The 15644-nt window shown below is 55.3% G+C and carries 16 protein-coding genes and 1 pseudogene; 12 read left to right on the forward strand and 5 right to left on the reverse strand.

Annotation, left to right across the window (positions count from 1 at the left end; genetic code table 11):
• Window positions 1–254 precede the first annotated feature (254 nt).
• From aroK to trpS, 7 genes are all read left to right on the forward strand, one after another.
• Window positions 255–776, forward strand: coding sequence for a shikimate kinase AroK (gene aroK / locus JGC47_RS01045; protein ID WP_004160692.1), 522 nt, complete (start codon window positions 255–257; stop codon window positions 774–776).
• Window positions 777–829: 53 nt separating this feature from the next.
• Entirely contained in the window at window positions 830–1918 is a 1089-nt protein-coding gene (gene aroB, locus JGC47_RS01050; protein ID WP_004160691.1) for a 3-dehydroquinate synthase, read from the forward strand.
• Window positions 1919–2009: 91 nt separating this feature from the next.
• Window positions 2010–2966 (forward strand): SPOR domain-containing protein, encoded by a 957-nt coding sequence (locus JGC47_RS01055; protein ID WP_004160690.1) that lies wholly within the window; start codon window positions 2010–2012, stop codon window positions 2964–2966.
• A 119-nt stretch (window positions 2967–3085) separates the two neighbouring features.
• Complete coding sequence (gene dam / locus JGC47_RS01060; protein WP_004160689.1) at window positions 3086–3907, forward strand: adenine-specific DNA-methyltransferase; 822 nt, start codon at window positions 3086–3088, stop codon at window positions 3905–3907.
• A gap of 37 nt (window positions 3908–3944) precedes the next feature.
• Window positions 3945–4631: a ribulose-phosphate 3-epimerase gene (gene rpe / locus JGC47_RS01065; protein ID WP_004160688.1), complete on the forward strand. Its 687-nt coding sequence runs from the start codon at window positions 3945–3947 to the stop codon at window positions 4629–4631.
• Window positions 4615–5316 (forward strand): phosphoglycolate phosphatase, encoded by a 702-nt coding sequence (locus tag JGC47_RS01070; protein ID WP_004160687.1) that lies wholly within the window; start codon window positions 4615–4617, stop codon window positions 5314–5316. The genes rpe and JGC47_RS01070 overlap by 17 nt, the downstream gene beginning before the upstream one ends.
• Window positions 5309–6313 carry a tryptophan--tRNA ligase gene (trpS, locus tag JGC47_RS01075; protein ID WP_004160686.1) on the forward strand — a complete coding sequence of 335 codons (1005 nt, stop codon included), beginning with the start codon at window positions 5309–5311 and terminating at the stop codon, window positions 6311–6313. The genes JGC47_RS01070 and trpS overlap by 8 nt, the downstream gene beginning before the upstream one ends.
• Before the next feature lie 52 nt (window positions 6314–6365).
• Here trpS and JGC47_RS01080 read toward each other — a convergent pair whose 3' ends face one another.
• Window positions 6366–6833: a hypothetical protein gene (locus JGC47_RS01080; RefSeq protein ID WP_004160684.1), complete on the reverse strand. Its 468-nt coding sequence runs from the start codon at window positions 6831–6833 to the stop codon at window positions 6366–6368.
• A 30-nt stretch (window positions 6834–6863) separates the two neighbouring features.
• Window positions 6864–7178, reverse strand: coding sequence for a hypothetical protein (locus JGC47_RS01085; protein WP_004160682.1), 315 nt, complete (start codon window positions 7176–7178; stop codon window positions 6864–6866).
• On the opposite strand from JGC47_RS01085, the pseudogene JGC47_RS17450 reads away from it, so the two are divergent.
• A pseudogene (locus tag JGC47_RS17450) lies at window positions 7059–8009 on the forward strand (amidohydrolase family protein). The gene JGC47_RS01085 and the pseudogene JGC47_RS17450 overlap by 120 nt on opposite strands.
• A 62-nt stretch (window positions 8010–8071) precedes the next feature.
• Here the strand turns inward: JGC47_RS17450 and tsgA are convergent.
• Entirely contained in the window at window positions 8072–9256 is a 1185-nt protein-coding gene (gene tsgA / locus JGC47_RS01100) for an MFS transporter TsgA (protein ID WP_004160676.1), read from the reverse strand.
• A 275-nt stretch (window positions 9257–9531) separates the two neighbouring features.
• On the opposite strand from tsgA, the gene ppiA reads away from it, so the two are divergent.
• The 3 genes from ppiA to argD all read left to right on the forward strand — a co-directional run bounded on the left by ppiA (window position 9532) and on the right by argD (window position 12045).
• Window positions 9532–10104 (forward strand): peptidylprolyl isomerase A, encoded by a 573-nt coding sequence (gene ppiA, locus JGC47_RS01105; RefSeq protein WP_004160667.1) that lies wholly within the window; start codon window positions 9532–9534, stop codon window positions 10102–10104.
• Window positions 10105–10162: 58 nt separating this feature from the next.
• A complete protein-coding gene (locus tag JGC47_RS01110) occupies window positions 10163–10741 on the forward strand; it encodes an aminodeoxychorismate synthase component II (RefSeq protein ID WP_004160665.1) in 579 nt (192 codons plus the stop codon).
• An 86-nt stretch (window positions 10742–10827) separates the two neighbouring features.
• Window positions 10828–12045 carry a bifunctional acetylornithine/succinyldiaminopimelate transaminase gene (argD, locus tag JGC47_RS01115; protein ID WP_004163439.1) on the forward strand — a complete coding sequence of 406 codons (1218 nt, stop codon included), beginning with the start codon at window positions 10828–10830 and terminating at the stop codon, window positions 12043–12045.
• Window positions 12046–12053: 8 nt separating this feature from the next.
• Here the strand turns inward: argD and JGC47_RS01120 are convergent, their stop codons facing one another.
• Window positions 12054–14165 (reverse strand): YccS/YhfK family putative transporter, encoded by a 2112-nt coding sequence (locus JGC47_RS01120; RefSeq protein ID WP_004160661.1) that lies wholly within the window; start codon window positions 14163–14165, stop codon window positions 12054–12056.
• A 60-nt stretch (window positions 14166–14225) separates the two neighbouring features.
• Window positions 14226–14858, reverse strand: a complete 633-nt coding sequence (crp, locus tag JGC47_RS01125) for a cAMP-activated global transcriptional regulator CRP (RefSeq protein ID WP_004160660.1) — start codon at window positions 14856–14858, stop codon at window positions 14226–14228.
• 364 nt (window positions 14859–15222) lie between these two features.
• On the opposite strand from crp, the gene JGC47_RS01130 reads away from it, so the two are divergent.
• Complete coding sequence (locus JGC47_RS01130; RefSeq protein WP_004160659.1) at window positions 15223–15630, forward strand: OsmC family protein; 408 nt, start codon at window positions 15223–15225, stop codon at window positions 15628–15630.
• Window positions 15631–15644 lie beyond the last annotated feature (14 nt).

Here is a 15644-nt window from a genome sequence, read left to right on the forward strand (position 1 = left end):
TATTTAACCGTTTTTTATCGTGCGCAACCGGCGTAGCCGATGCAACCACATCCGGCTGATAAATGAAGCGGACTGAAACGCGCCAAATTATCGTGCGCAATGGGCAAGGTAATTTAATCGGTTGCCAAAACACCTTCAGTGTTGAGATAATTTTCCGTCTGATTCTCGCACTATCGCTCATGAGGTTTCAGTTCATGTCCTGTCTGCTTTAAGGCGGGGTATCATTAACGAATTGTCTTAGTAATACCGAAAAAATGGCAGAGAAACGCAATATCTTTCTGGTTGGGCCTATGGGTGCCGGCAAAAGCACTATTGGGCGTCAGTTAGCTCAACAACTCAATATGGAATTTTTCGATTCCGATCAAGAAATTGAGCGACGTACCGGAGCGGATGTGGGCTGGGTTTTTGACGTCGAAGGCGAAGAAGGCTTCCGCGATCGCGAAGAAAAAATCATCAATGAACTCACTGAAAAGCAGGGCATTGTGTTGGCGACAGGTGGCGGTTCCGTCAAGTCGCGAGAAACACGCAATCGTCTCTCCGCCCGTGGCGTAGTGGTCTATCTTGAAACGACTATCGAAAAGCAACTGGCGCGTACGCAACGCGACAAAAAACGTCCGTTATTGCAAGTGGAATCCCCACCGCGAGAAGTGTTGGAAGCATTAGCCGATGAACGCAATCCTTTGTATGAAGAGATTGCTGACGTGACTATCCGCACGGATGATCAAAGTGCGAAGGTAGTGGCTAATCAGATTATCAATATGTTGGAAAAGAGCTAAGTAAAGCTCCGATCGCCCACCCGTGGGTGCAGCAGAAAAGGTGATACAGCGTCATGGAGAGGATTACCGTAACTCTTGGGGAACGCAGTTACCCGATTACCATCGCCGCCGGGTTGTTCTCAGATCCGGCATCTTTTTGGCCGCTTAAAGCGGGCGAACAGGTCATGCTGGTAACCAACCAGACTCTGGCTCCCCTCTATCTCGATACGCTGCGCGCCCGCCTCGAAGACGTGGGCGTGGTTGTCGACCAGGTGATCCTGCCGGACGGTGAGCAGTACAAGACCCTGGCGGTCATGGACCAGGTGTTCAGTGCCCTGCTGGCGAAGCCTCATGGTCGTGATACCACTCTTGTGGCCCTGGGGGGCGGTGTTATTGGTGATTTAACCGGTTTTGCCGCCGCCAGCTATCAGCGCGGAGTGCGGTTTATTCAGGTGCCGACTACGCTGTTGTCGCAGGTGGACTCGTCCGTCGGCGGTAAAACGGCGGTTAATCATCCGTTAGGCAAGAATATGATCGGGGCGTTTTATCAGCCTGCTGCGGTCGTCGTCGATCTCGATTGCCTCAACACTTTGCCCGGGCGCGAGCTTTCATCCGGGCTGGCTGAAGTGATTAAGTACGGTATTATTCTCGACGGCGAGTTTTTCAACTGGCTGGAACAGAACCTTGATGCATTACTGGCGCTGGATGGCACGGCGCTGGCCTGGTGCATCCGCCGGTGCTGTGAATTAAAGGCCGAAGTGGTAGCGGCCGACGAGCACGAACATGGCCTGCGCGCCTTGCTCAACCTGGGTCATACTTACGGTCATGCTATCGAAGCGCATATGGGCTACGGTAACTGGTTGCACGGTGAAGCTGTGGCTGTGGGTATGGTGATGGCAGCACGTACCGCCGAGCGTCTCGGGCAGTTCAGCCCACAAGATACCGATCGTATTATCGCGCTGTTGCGGCGTGCCGGATTACCGGTAGAGGGTCCGCAGAGCATGGCGGCGGAAGATTATCTGCCACATATGATGCGCGATAAAAAAGTGCAGGCTGGCGAGCTGCGGCTGGTCCTTCCGCTGGCGATCGGCAGAGCTGAAGTGCGCAAAGGTGTTGCGCATGATATGGTTCTGGCATCGATTCGGGATTGCCAAAAGCCTTAATACTTTTCTTAGCCCGGTATCCCGGCTGAGACTGACATATGCGCCGTTTACAGGGTTGAGACGGTATTGCCGCTCTATGGGAGGAGGTTAAATGGACGAGTTGAAACCGGAAGACGAGTTAAAACCTGACACCAGCGACCGCCGCCCGATGCGGTCACGTAAAGCGACTGCTTCGCCAAAAATGGCGGTCTCGCGTCAGCATATGATGATGGGTATTGGTATTCTTGTTCTGTTGCTGCTCGTGCTGGGTATCGGGTCGGTGCTGAAATCCCCGGTGAATGGCCACAGCCAGGGGGCACAACAGCCGCAAGCGCCTGCTGGCAGTAGCGTTGAGAAAAATATTGATCTTGCGGGTAGCTCATCGATAGGCGGTCAGTCGGCATCGGCTGAAAACAGCCCGGCGGGTGCAGCGCAGAATGTAACGCCTCCCCCAATATCTTCCACGCCAACTCAGGCACTGCCTGCACAGGCTCCTTCCGGCCAACAGCGTGTTGAACTGCAGGGCGACCTGAATAATGCCCTGGAAGACAGGCAAGGCCAGGTCAATGCTGCGGCACAGGCCCTGCAGGGCGACGGCTCTTCACTGCCAACGGCTGCGGCGACGGTCGCGACGGTGACCGAAAAACCGCGTCCGGTACCCGGCAATGCGACCGTGCGTATCACGCCGTCGCCGCACAAAACTGCTACCGCACATCAATCCCCAGCGAGTAAACCGGCGGGTAAAGAGAGCAAACCTGCTGCGTCCGCGGGCAAAAGTACCCCGGCAGACAGCCGTCGCAGCAGTACACCGGCTGGTAACTTTACCCTGCAACTGAGCAGTGCTTCACACGCGGGTTCCCTGAATGCCTGGGCCAAAAAGCAAAATCTGTCCGGGTATCACGTCTATCAGACTACGCGTAATGGCCAGCCGTGGTATGTGCTGGTGAGCGGTTCGTATGCGACCCCTGCAGAGGCAAAACGAGCGGTCGCCACCCTACCGGCCGAGGTACGTGCCCAGAACCCGTGGGTAAAACCGGTGAGCCAGGTTAAAAATGAAGCGGCCAGGTAACATTCTGCCGGGGTCACCCGGCATTTCCTGAAGTGTGTGTGCCTCAGGCATGCAGCATTTAAAGCGCAGATATGCTGTCGGTGTAACCACAGCCTGAAGAGTAAGTAATTAACGACGGCATGAAAAAAAATCGCGCTTTTTTGAAGTGGGCTGGTGGTAAGTACCCTTTACTTGACGATATCCGTAGCCACCTCCCGGAAGGAGACTGCCTGATCGAACCGTTTGTCGGTGCCGGATCGGTATTCCTCAACACGCAATATTCACGTTATATTCTGGCTGATATCAACAGCGACTTGATCAATCTTTACAACATCGTTAAAGAACGTACCGATGAGTTCGTCCTCGACGCACGTTTACTTTTTACCCCGGAAAGTAACGATGCCGATGTCTACTATGCCTGGCGTCAGGAATTCAACCAGTGCGGCGACGCTTATCGTCGCGCGCTGCTGTTTTTATATCTTAATCGCCACTGCTATAACGGTTTGTGTCGCTATAACCTGAGCGGTGAGTTTAACGTTCCGTTTGGCCGCTATCGCAGACCTTATTTTCCGCAGGAAGAGTTGTACTGGTTTGCTGAACGCGCACAATATGCGACCTTTGTCTGTGAATCTTACGATGTTACGCTAGGCAAAGCGCACCAGGGGTCAGTGGTTTACTGCGACCCCCCTTATGCGCCGCTGTCTGCAACAGCGAACTTCACCGCTTACCATACCAACAGTTTCAGTATGCGCGAGCAGCAGCACCTTGCCGAACTGGCTACCCGGCTGGCACAGGAGAGCAGTATTACCGTGCTGATCTCAAACCACGATACGCCGCTAACCCGTCAGTGGTATCAGGGGGCGACAAAGCTGCAGGAAATCAAAGTGCGTCGGTCAATCAGCCGAAGTGGCAATAGTCGTAGTAAGGTCAACGAACTACTGGCGCTGTATAACGGCCGGTGACTCAAGCCTGAAAGCAGGCATAACCAGGGAGAAACGGATGAAACAGTTTTTAATTGCCCCATCAATTCTTTCCGCAGATTTTGCCCGCCTGGGCGAAGATACCGCCAAAGCACTGGCCGCAGGCGGCGATGTGGTGCATTTCGATGTGATGGATAATCATTACGTTCCCAATCTCACCATGGGCCCGATGGTGTTAAAAGCGCTTCGTGATTACGGTGTAACCGCTCCCATCGACGTCCATCTGATGGTGAAGCCGGTCGACCGCCTGGTGCCTGATTTTGCCAAAGCCGGTGCCAGCTACATCACTTTTCATCCCGAGGCTTCCGAGCATGTTGACCGCACGCTGCAGCTAATCAGGGAGCACGGCTGTAAAGCGGGCCTGGTATTGAACCCGGCGACGCCGCTCAGCATCCTCGACTATGTTATGGACAAGCTGGACGTGATCCTGCTTATGTCGGTTAACCCTGGCTTTGGTGGACAATCGTTTATTCCCGGAACGCTGAATAAGCTGCGTCAGGTGCGTCAGCTGATTGACCAGAGCGGCTATGACATTCGACTGGAAGTGGATGGCGGCGTGAAGGTTGACAACATCGGTGAGATTGCTGCTGCTGGCGCAAATATGTTTGTTGCAGGTTCAGCGATTTTTGGTCACCCGGACTATAAGAAGGTCATCAATGACATGCGCACTGAACTGGAGAAATCTCGCCATGGGGCATTTCACTGATTTCCGTGCGCTGGCTTTCGATCTTGACGGCACGCTGACAGACAGCGCACCAGGGCTGGCCAGCGCCGTTGACGGCGCATTAACCGAACTGAACCTGCCTGCCGCTGGCATAGCGCGCGTGTCAAGCTGGATTGGCAACGGCGCTGATATGCTTATCCAGCGCGCCCTGAGCTGGGCGCTGGGCCATGCCCCACAGGCCGGTTTACTGCGAGATGCCCGCCTGCTGCTGGATAAACATTACGCGCACAGCGTGGACGGCGGCAGCCTGCTGTACCCGGGGGTGAAACAGACGCTTGCCGCGCTGGATGAGCGTTCCGTGCCGATGGCCCTGGTGACCAACAAGCCGACACCGTTCGTTGCACCGCTGCTACAATCGCTGGATATTGCAGACTATTTTTCACTGATTATCGCTGGCGATGATGTCGTGGCGAAGAAGCCGCACCCGGCCCCGCTGTTCCTGGTGCTGGGCAAGCTGGGCCTGCTGCCGGGCGAGTTAGTGTTTGTCGGTGATTCACGTAATGATATTCTTGCAGCGCAGGCGGCAGGATGTCCCTGTATCGGCATGACTTACGGCTATAACTACGGCGAGTCAATCGTCACCAGCCAGCCGGACCTCACGCTCGATCATTTTAACGATTTGTTGCCCGCGCTCGGGCTGTCATTATCAGGACGGAAACATGAGTAAACCCATCGTATTTAGCGGCGCACAGCCTTCAGGTGAACTGACCATTGGCAACTATATGGGTGCGCTGCGTCAGTGGGTACAGATGCAGGATGACTATCACTGCATTTACTGCATTGTCGATCTGCACGCCATCACCGTGCGCCAGGATCCGGTAGCGTTGCGTAAGGCAACCCTGGATACGCTGGCGCTCTATCTGGCTTGCGGCATCGACCCACAGAAAAGCACCATATTTGTTCAGTCGCACGTACCTGAACATACCCAGCTTGGCTGGATCCTCAACTGTTACACCTATTTCGGTGAACTGAGCCGCATGACTCAGTTCAAAGACAAATCAACGCGCTATGAAGAGAATATCAACGCCGGTCTGTTTGACTATCCGGTGCTGATGGCGGCAGATATCCTTCTCTACCAGACTACTCAGGTGCCGGTAGGCGAGGATCAGAAACAGCATCTTGAACTGAGCCGTGATGTGGCTTCACGCTTTAACGCGCTGTATGGCGACATCTTTAAAGTGCCAGAGCCGTTTATTCCAAAATCCGGCGCGCGCGTGATGTCGCTGTTAGAGCCGACGAAAAAGATGTCCAAGTCCGATGATAACCGCAATAACGTTATCGGCCTGCTGGAAGATCCCAAGTCGGTGGTTAAGAAAATCAAACGAGCGATGACCGATGGCGATGAGCCACCGGTGGTGCGCTACGATGTCAAAGAAAAACCCGGCGTTTCCAACCTGCTGGATATTCTGTCGGGCGTGACCGGAACCCCGGTCTCCGGGCTGGAACAGCAGTTCGCTGGTCAGATGTATGGCCACCTGAAAGGCGCAGTAGCAGAGGCGGTTTCCGGCATGCTGCTGGAACTGCAGGAGCGCTATCATCGCTACCGTAACGATGAAGCTTTCCTTGAGCAGGTAATGCGGGAAGGGGCGGATAAAGCCCGCGCTCAGGCGCAGGAAACGCTGAAGAAGGTTTACCAGGCTATCGGCTTCGTCGCCCGGCCATAATGGCGTTTACCGGCGGACCAACAACAAGGTCCGCCGCGCTGGCTACTGTCAATTATTTCATCACCTTCTTCAGTAACAGGATAGCCCCGTCATACCAGTACAGCGTCATCTTGCCTTTCTGTGGCAGCGTGACGACCGCTCCCGGCCCCCAGGGTTCTGGACCGCACCGCACATTAAACCCTCCTGTGACCTGATATCCCTGTTCGGGATCGTTTTTTCCAATCGCAGTCAACGTGGGCTTCTGCTGACAATCGTCGATAGTCGGATCGATCTGTCGCTGCGGCGTACCCTTAGTCCATACTATCTTATCAGCTGAAAAGGTGACTTCTGCGCCCATGTACTGCGGATCGTCATCCCCCACTGCCTGCACCGGGCTGTCAACCACCTTGACGGCTTCAATCTGCCAGGTGCCCTGCAAGCTGCTATAGTCGGGGGTTGCAGCCAGCAGTGGCTGGCTGACCAGCAGGCTGGCGAGTATCAGTTTATTCATGGTTTCTTCCTTGCGGTCAGTGAGTTGCATCAGATCAGGAGCATCAATGCGCTCTGTATGTTAATCATCCGCCATTGGCTCCCGCGATCCAGGCCAGGAACAACAGAGCATCGTATTTATAACGTAGGGGGGCGTGTGCAGCCAGAATTTAAATGGATCAATCAGCTCCGTTTGCCCGGGTGTGAAGGGCTTCGGCAGGTTGCGATCCATTAAGGTAAAATCACGCATATCACGCATATCACGCATATCACGCATATCACGCATATCACGCATATCACGCATATCACGCCACAGCCGCACGTCTGTGCTGCGGGCGGCGCACTGGATACCGAAAGCGGGCTGGCGATCCCTCTCTTTATTGCGCCTCCTATTCACCCCGATACCACCCAGACCGTCGGTGACCGGCCTGGAACCGGTCGGGGACGCGGTGTAAAGGGATTGAACGCCGGGCAGAACGTAAGGTGCTGCTAACCCGTGACGATGTTAATCGGCGCGCGAAGCAGACGCTGAAGCGGCAGTTTGCCAACGGGATCCAGCATGTGCGTGGCCATATTGATATTTACGACCCAACGCCGACCGCGTTAAAAGCCATGCCTGAGGTGAAACAGAAGATGGCTTCGTGGGTGGATATCCCGCAGGAGGGCATTCTCTGCTGTCCCGATGGCGAAGCCTTGCTGGAGCTGGGATTACTGCCGGGGGCTGATGCGATCGGGGCGATCCCGCATGGTGTGTTTACCTACGAATATGGCGTAAAGTGGTTGCCCGCTGGTGAATATCCATTTGCAGGGGCGTTTTGACCGCTATCCGAAACGCCGTGGCATAAGCCGGGTGAAAGAGATGCTGGCAGCGAATATTCACCTTTGCTTGGGCCATGACGACCTGTTTGGCCCCTGCTACCCGCCCGGTACCGCCAGCATGTTGCTGGTGCTGCATGTCTGCCAGCTAAGGGGTTAAAACCAGCCGGATGACGGGATCAATCTGGTCACCAGCCACAGTGCCAGAACCTGACAGCTAACCGATTACGCTATTCAGGTCGGCAACCGTGCAAACCCGGTGATCCTGCCCGCCGCGAGCGGGTTTGGTGCCCTACGCCGCCAGGTGCCGGTGCGTTATTCCATTCGTCACAGGAGGGAGATAGCGGAAACCCGTCCGGCGGTCAGTCAGATTTATCCGGACAGCAGCGAGCAGGTTGATTTCAGGCGCTAAAAGGGCAGAGGTGGCGCATAAAAAAGCCGGCAGCGCCGGCTTTAGTTTGATGGCATCTTCAGTCAGTGCGCATCCATATGTCCGTGCTGCTTGTGCTTGCTGACGAAGCCCAGCAGCAGGCACATCAGGAACACCACGGCATACAGGCCGTTGGTGGTAGCCAGCGCCGCATGGAAGCCGGCTTTATCGACGATTGGGCCGGTGACCACAAAGGTCAGCATGGTGCCGATGGTGCCGCAGGTCAGGATAAAGTTCACCAGTTTCGGTGAAGAGACCTTCGTTTGCAGGGAACCAAGAGTAATAATAGTGGTGTAAATGGCGCTGGAGAAGAAGCCCAGGCTCATCATAATCCACTTCAGCATGGACGCATCGGTGGTGCTAATAAACCAGTACATCAGCAGGGTCGAGATCAGCGCCAGCACGGTGACGATACGCTGCGGATCGAAGAAACGCAGAATGGCGCTGAACGCCCACATCCCAACCATATAAGCGGTCCAGAAATGCCCCACCACGCTACCGGCCTCGGTAATGTTCAGGCCCATGTTTTTCGTCGCGTACTGCGGTACCCAGCCGATAAAGCCCAGCTGGCCGAGGATGTAGCACAAAGCCGCCACGGCGAGAAGCGCTACGCCCAGGCCCCATTTCTCTTTCACCACCGGCTGACCCCGGACGGCTTTTTTGCCCAGCTGGGGGAATTCAAAGCACAGTGCAAGAATGAAAATCGCCACATAGATAACTGCGATACAGGCATATACCCAGTACCACGGCAGCGATCTTGCCAGAATAGCGGCGGCGATAATCGGGAACAGGGTGCCGGCCATACTGAAAAACGAATCGGTAAACAGCAGACGTGAACCGCGTTGACGTCCCTCATACAGGTGAGTAATGAGAAATGTACCGATCGACATGGTAATGCCGCTGACCACCCCGAGGACAAACATACACAGGGAGAATACGCCGAGGCTGTGACTGTTCATCAGGCCGAGTACCGCCAGCACCATCAGCACAAAGCCGAAAATTATCTGGCGCTTGAGCGGCACAATTTCCATCAGCCAGGCGTTGAGAAACACCGCCAGCAGAATACCTGCATTGAGAAAGGTAAAAGTATTGCTCATCTGAGCAACGGGCAGCTGGAAATAAGCCGCTATATTCTCCAGAACCATACCGGTAACGATAACCACTGCACCGGTCAACGCGTAGGAGAAGAAGCTGATCCAGGTAAGCCCAATGCGATCGCGATTTGTCATAGTGGAAACCTGTTGAGAAAGAAGTTGGTCAGGCGGAATGCCTGTGGGGGACTCAGGAAGTTTAACGACAATAGCGATCTGCTAAAATCTTTAGCGAAATCTTTTACTTCAGATTCCATTCATAACGTGATCTAAATCACTTTTTTGCCGACAGCGATAACGTTTGCTTTCACCGTATCGCTGGTAAATAACGGTAAAGCGCTGGCGCACAGGTGAGTGCCTCTTTACAATAAGCGTTGATTAAATGATTCGTTGCCCTCAGTAAGGATTCCTTCATGTTGAAACGTACTTTGACCGCGGTGGCGACAGTTCTCGCACTGTCTTCGATCTCTGTCTCCGCTCTTGCCGCTAAGGGGGACGCGCATGTCCTGCTGACCACTTCAGCGGGCAATATTGAACTGGAACTTAATAACCAGAAAGCACCCGTCTCGGTGAAAAACTTTGTGGATTACGTCAACAACGGCTTCTACAACAACACTGTTTTCCATCGTGTGATCCCCGGCTTTATGTTGCAGGGCGGCGGTTTCACTGCCGATATGCAGCAAAAGCAGCCAGGCGCGCCGATCAAAAATGAGGCAGACAACGGCTTGCTGAACAAACGCGGCACCCTGTCTATGGCGCGCACCGCTGAGAAGGACAGTGCTACCAGCCAGTTCTTTATCAACGTGGCGGACAATGCCTTCCTCGATCATGGCCAGCGTGATTTTGGCTATGCGGTATTCGGTAAAGTAGTAAAAGGCATGGACGTGGCGGATAAAATTGCTCAGGTCCAGACCAAAACCTTCGGTCCTTACCAGAATGTCCCGGTGACGCCGGTTGTTATTCTGTCGGCTAAAGTGCTGCCATAATTAGCTGACTGCCTTCTCTGCCCGGGCCGCCCGTTGGCCCGGGCGTAACGGACCGATCATGCTGCTGCTTATCGATAACTACGACTCCTTCACCTGGAACCTCTACCAGTATTTTTCCGAGCTGGGCGCCGAAGTGTGCGTGCGGCGTAACGACGAGATTAACCTGGCGGAGATGGACAGGCTGGCTCCCGACCAGTTGGTGATTTCCCCCGGTCCCTGTACCCCGAATGAAGCAGGGATCTCGCTTGACGCCATCCGTCATTTTGCCGGTCAGCTGCCGATCCTTGGTGTTTGCCTCGGGCATCAGGCCATTGCCCAGGCATTTGGCGCGCGCGTAGAACGCGCCCGCCGGGTGATGCACGGTAAAACCTCGGCGATTGAGCATAACGAGGGTGGCGTATTTGCCGGCCTCAATCATCCGCTGACGGTCACGCGCTATCACTCGCTGATCGTAGCGGCGGACAGTCTCCCTGCTGAATTTGAACTGACCGCCTGGACGCTGCGTGATGACGGCCAGCCGGACGAAATTATGGGTTTCCGTCACCGTACGCTGGCGCTGGAAGGGGTGCAGTTCCATCCGGAAAGCATTCTGAGCGAGCAGGGGCATCAGCTGCTGGGTAATTTTCTTAAACGCTGATTAATATTTGCCTTTTTTTGACTTTTTATGCATATTTTATGACTATATTTTCATATGAATGAAAAGATTAAACGGAGAGGTAACGAATGGCGGCGGAAAAAATAGCGGTAACGCGGGCGACATTTGACGAGGTAATTTTGCCTGTTTATGCACCAGCGCAGTTTGTGCCGGTCAAAGGCAAAGGCAGCCGTATCTGGGACCAGCAGGGTAAAGAGTATATCGATTTCTCCGGTGGGATTGCGGTTACCGCGCTGGGCCACTGCCATCCGGCGCTGGTGGAAGCGTTAAAAACCCAGGGCGAAACCCTGTGGCACACCAGTAACGTTTTCACCAATGAGCCAGCCTTGCGCCTGGCGCGTAAACTGATCGATGCCACTTTCGCCGAGCGCGTATTCTTTGCCAACTCCGGCGCGGAAGCCAACGAAGCGGCTTTCAAGCTGGCGCGTTACTACGCTTCACAGCGCCACAGCCCGTATAAAAGCAAAATTATCGCTTTCCATAATGCGTTTCATGGCCGCACGCTGTTTACCGTTTCCGTCGGCGGGCAGCCAAAATACTCCGATGGCTTTGGGCCAAAACCGGCCGATATTGTCCATGTGCCCTTTAACGATCTGGCGGCGGTCAAAGCGGTCATCGACGATCATACCTGTGCGATTGTCGTCGAGCCGATCCAGGGGGAGGGCGGCGTGGTACCGGCCACTGAGGAATTCATGCAGGGGCTGCGTCAGCTGTGTGATGAACATCATGCGCTGCTGGTGATGGACGAAGTACAGAGCGGCATGGGCCGTAGCGGCAAGCTGTTTGCCTACGAGCACTACGGCGTGCAGCCAGATATTGTCACCAGCGCGAAAGCACTCGGCGGCGGCTTCCCGGTCAGCGCGATGCTGACCACCAACGCTATTGCCTCAGTGATGGCCCCGGGCGTGCACGGCACCACCTACGGCGGCAATCCGTTGGCCTGTGCGGTGGCGGAAGCGGCGCTGGACATTATCAATACGCCGGAAGTGCTTGACGGCGTGGCCGCGCGGCGGCAGCTGTTTGTTGATGCGCTACAGTCGCTGAATACCAGGCGGGATCTGTTCAGCGATATCCGTGGTAAAGGGCTGCTGATTGGTGCAGCGCTGAAGCCACAGTACGCTGATAAAGCCCGCGATATCCTTAACGCGGCGGCGGCCGAAGGGGTGATGGTGCTGGTCGCCGGCAGCGGCGTGATGCGCTTCGCGCCATCGCTGTTGATTGAGCCTGTCGATATTGCCGAAGGTATGGAGCGCTTTGCTGCGGCCGTCGAGAAGGTGCTGGCGTAGGTGCTGCGTTAACCAGGCGGCGGCCCGGTTTGAGGTCGCCGCCCGGACGATTTACCTAACCGATTTATCATCCAGTGGCCATGGTGAGGGCGCTGGCTCCAGGCCAGCGATGAAATGGTGTGCATGGTGTTGAGGTGGTCGAGAATGCGCTCGATGTGGCCTTCGAGGAGAGTCACCGGGCCATGCTGGAAATTGTCCGGCGCCTCCAGCACGTTGCTTTCTGAACCCGGCCCGTCATATTCCAGCCGCTGCTGGCAACGTTGCAGAGCGATCTCGCAGGACTGAAGATAGCGCTCCGCCAGCGAGGCGGTCAGCATAGTGTGTTCCCGCGCCATAATCGTCATGGCGTTAATATGTTCAACGATAAGCTGGCTGTGGGTTACCCACAGTTTCATATCGGACAAATAGCGGGAATCGAAGCCAGGCTCCTGCATCGCCTGATTCAGGGAGTTATACAGCGCGTTATGCGCCTGATTAACTTTGATACGCTGGTTTGCCAGCTTGCTGACATCCTGTTCACTACCCAACAACATCTGCAGCGCCTCCTGATAAGCCTCCAGCGCATCATGCGCGTTCTGGCGCAGCAACCCGCTCTGCCACTGTGGCCACAGCCAGATGTTGCCGCCAAGGGCAATCAGGCAGCCCATCAACGTATCGATCAGGCGCGGCAATAAGAAGCTCTCGCCGTTTAGCGACAAAAGTTGGAGAGAATACACCGCCGTTACGGTAAAGCCCACCGTCGCCCAACCGTAGAACTTGCGTAAAATCAGGTAACTGGCCAGGGTGATGGCCAGCATCACCAGTAATGTCATTGACTCAGGAGCATGCAGGCGCAGGGCCAGTGCGGCAACCGCCAGCCCGGCCAGGGTGCCAAGCGCACGGTGCTGGATGCGGACCCGGGTGGCACTGTAGCCGTTCAGGCTGACAAACATCATGGTCATCAGTATCCAGTACGGCTTCGGCATAGCCAGAAACAGCGCCAGCGTACTGGCGAAGGTCAACATCACCGCATAGCGTGCGGCGGTGCGCAAGGCGGTAGACTTAAGCGAAAGGTAGCTTTTCAGCGCCGGCAGCAGCGGCAGGTGGCGCTGACGGTCAGCCATCAAATCGCGGCGATAAAGCGGGCGTTGAGTGCGCAGCACGCGCGCAATACGGCTGAAATGGTAGTAGCAAAAATTACCCACCGGATTATCCGGATGCTGACGCACGATCTTCTCCAGCGCTTCCAGCGGCAGTTCCATCTCAAAACGTCTGGGGAAGCGGTGATACAAAATATCGTCAGCCAGCTCGCGCAGACGTGCGGCGATGCGCTGCGCATTCCAGCGGATCACCGCCTCGGCGTGGCTCTGACGCACCAGTTTTTGCACGTCTTCCGGCTGATGCAGACTGACGGCGATGTGCTCCTGCAGGTCAAGCGCCACCTGGAAAGCGCGCGTCAAAGGCTGGTAATGCTGGTTGCGATTGGCTGCCAGCATATGAATTTGCTGGTAACAGGTAGTGATAAGATCGACGGCCTTTTGCTGGCGAGCAAACAGCGGCGGCATAGCGGATGAGGGGTCGTTTAGCTGGTTTAAATGGCGATACTTTGCCTCGCAATAGTCGGCCAGCTCGCGGTACAGCAGGCTAAGCGTTTCGCGCATCGGCTGCTCTTTCCACAGCCAGAACCAGAACCAGTTAAATACCCCGTACCAGATGGTGCCAAGGATATACAGTAACGGAGGTTGCCACATCGGTACTTTGCCAGCGAGGCTCAGGGTGAATATGGCGGCAATCAGCGAGGCAGGCATCAGGCGGGCATGCAGCGGGCCGATCTCGCCGGTGATCCCCAGCAACATCGCCATCAGCAGCAGGATCAGCGGCAGCGGAACCCCCTGAGCGCCGGCATACTGGATAATAAAACTGCTGCCGGCGAACAGGCCTCCGCCCAGCATCAGGCGTTCAAAGAAGTGTTTGTGCGGCGTATCCAGCCCGGCATTGTTACAGCAGGCGGGAACCAGTGAGAACAGCAGACCTTTCTGTAAGTCTCCCAGCAGCCAGCCCAGTGCAACCGGCAAACACAACACCAGTGTTTGCCGCAGCGCGTAGTTCACTTCAGGTTGATAAATGATTCTGCGCCACATCCGCCGCACCAGATAGAAAAAGGCGCGACAGAGGCTGGCGCGCCGTGGGTTCAGGGGCGATTAACGCGTGCCGTAAACGACGATGGTTTTACCGTGTGCGGAGATCAGGTTTTGATCTTCCAGCATTTTCAGAATACGACCGACCGTCTCGCGCGAGCAGCCGACAATCTGGCCGATCTCCTGACGCGTTATTTTGATCTGCATCCCGTCCGGGTGCGTCATTGCATCGGGCTGTTTTGCCAGATTCAGCAGCGTCTGGGCAATGCGTCCGGTCACATCAAGGAAAGCTAAATTACCCACTTTTTCCGAGGTGACCTGCAGGCGACGCGCCATCTGCGAAGACAGGCGCATCAGGATGTCAGGGTTGACCTGGATCAGCTGCCGGAATTTTTTGTAAGAGATTTCAGCTACTTCACAGGCTGCTTTGGCACGTACCCAGGCACTGCGTTCCTGGCCCTCTTCGAAGAGGCCCAGCTCGCCGATAAAATCACCCTGGTTGAGATAAGAGAGGATCATCTCTTTGCCTTCCTCATCCTTGATCAATACCGCTACTGAACCTTTGACGATGTAGTAAAGGGTTTCCGCCTTCTCACCCTGATGTATCAGCGTGCTTTTGGATGGATATTTGTGAATATGGCAATGGGACAGGAACCATTCGAGAGTAGGGTCTGTTTGCGGTTTGCCGAGAACCATTCGCTGTTATCCTCTGTTGTCGTCGTACCTGAATACATCCGGTTTACCCCGCAGCAAGTTTCACGATCCCCTTGCTGCCGCGCGTAAATTGATTGGGATATACGGGGGCTGAATCCCTGCCAGGCTTTGTTATAGTCAAGCGTTCCGACAGGGAAGGAACGGGCCGCTCCGGGGCAGGCCGTATGCTGTCGTTTCGTTATCACCAACATCATGATGCCGGTGAAATTTACAGCCTCGTTTGTAGCACAGCTTGGGATGGCTGTCTTCTGTTGTCTCGCTTCAGCATAGTCAGAAAAAGAGAGCGTTGCCGTTTTAATCACGGCGGCGTACTCTGCTGTAACTAAATGAATTGGAGGATGTTGTTATGCAGGCACGGGTTAAGTGGGTCGAAGGGATGACGTTTTTGGGAGAATCCTCATCTGGTCATCAGGTGCTGATGGATGGTAATTCGGGCGATAAAGCGCCAAGCCCAATGGAAATGGTGCTGATGGCCGCCGGCGGCTGCAGCGCCATTGACGTGGTGTCAATTTTGCAAAAGGGCCGCCATAGCGTGGCTGACTGCGAAGTGAAGCTGACCTCAGAACGCCGCGAAGAGGCACCGCGTATCTTCACCCGCATTAACCTGCATTTTGTTGTCAGCGGCAAAGCGCTGGCGGATAACGCGGTAGCGCGTGCGGTCGATCTCTCTGCGGAAAAATACTGCTCGGTGGCGATTATGCTGGGCAAGGGGGTGGAGATGAGCCACAGTTATGAAGTGATCGAACTGACCTGATCCCGCCCATCCTC

The organism is Erwinia amylovora (assembly GCF_017161565.1).
GTDB lineage: Bacteria > Pseudomonadota > Gammaproteobacteria > Enterobacterales > Enterobacteriaceae > Erwinia > Erwinia amylovora.

Bases quoted from the DNA above. Each gene is read 5' to 3' on its own strand.
- aroK (WP_004160692.1), top strand. From the start codon at position 255: ATGGCAGAGAAACGCAATATCTTTCTGGTTGGGCCTATGGGTGCCGGC.
- aroB (WP_004160691.1), top strand. From the start codon at position 830: ATGGAGAGGATTACCGTAACTCTTGGGGAACGCAGTTACCCGATTACC.
- JGC47_RS01055 (WP_004160690.1), top strand. From the start codon at position 2,010: ATGGACGAGTTGAAACCGGAAGACGAGTTAAAACCTGACACCAGCGAC.
- dam (WP_004160689.1), top strand. From the start codon at position 3,086: ATGAAAAAAAATCGCGCTTTTTTGAAGTGGGCTGGTGGTAAGTACCCT.
- rpe (WP_004160688.1), top strand. From the start codon at position 3,945: ATGAAACAGTTTTTAATTGCCCCATCAATTCTTTCCGCAGATTTTGCC.
- JGC47_RS01070 (WP_004160687.1), top strand. From the start codon at position 4,615: ATGGGGCATTTCACTGATTTCCGTGCGCTGGCTTTCGATCTTGACGGC.
- trpS (WP_004160686.1), top strand. From the start codon at position 5,309: ATGAGTAAACCCATCGTATTTAGCGGCGCACAGCCTTCAGGTGAACTG.
- JGC47_RS01080 (WP_004160684.1), bottom strand. From the start codon at position 6,833: ATGCAACTCACTGACCGCAAGGAAGAAACCATGAATAAACTGATACTC.
- tsgA (WP_004160676.1), bottom strand. From the start codon at position 9,256: ATGACAAATCGCGATCGCATTGGGCTTACCTGGATCAGCTTCTTCTCC.
- ppiA (WP_004160667.1), top strand. From the start codon at position 9,532: ATGTTGAAACGTACTTTGACCGCGGTGGCGACAGTTCTCGCACTGTCT.
- JGC47_RS01110 (WP_004160665.1), top strand. From the start codon at position 10,163: ATGCTGCTGCTTATCGATAACTACGACTCCTTCACCTGGAACCTCTAC.
- argD (WP_004163439.1), top strand. From the start codon at position 10,828: ATGGCGGCGGAAAAAATAGCGGTAACGCGGGCGACATTTGACGAGGTA.
- JGC47_RS01120 (WP_004160661.1), bottom strand. From the start codon at position 14,165: ATGTGGCGCAGAATCATTTATCAACCTGAAGTGAACTACGCGCTGCGG.
- crp (WP_004160660.1), bottom strand. From the start codon at position 14,858: ATGGTTCTCGGCAAACCGCAAACAGACCCTACTCTCGAATGGTTCCTG.
- JGC47_RS01130 (WP_004160659.1), top strand. From the start codon at position 15,223: ATGCAGGCACGGGTTAAGTGGGTCGAAGGGATGACGTTTTTGGGAGAA.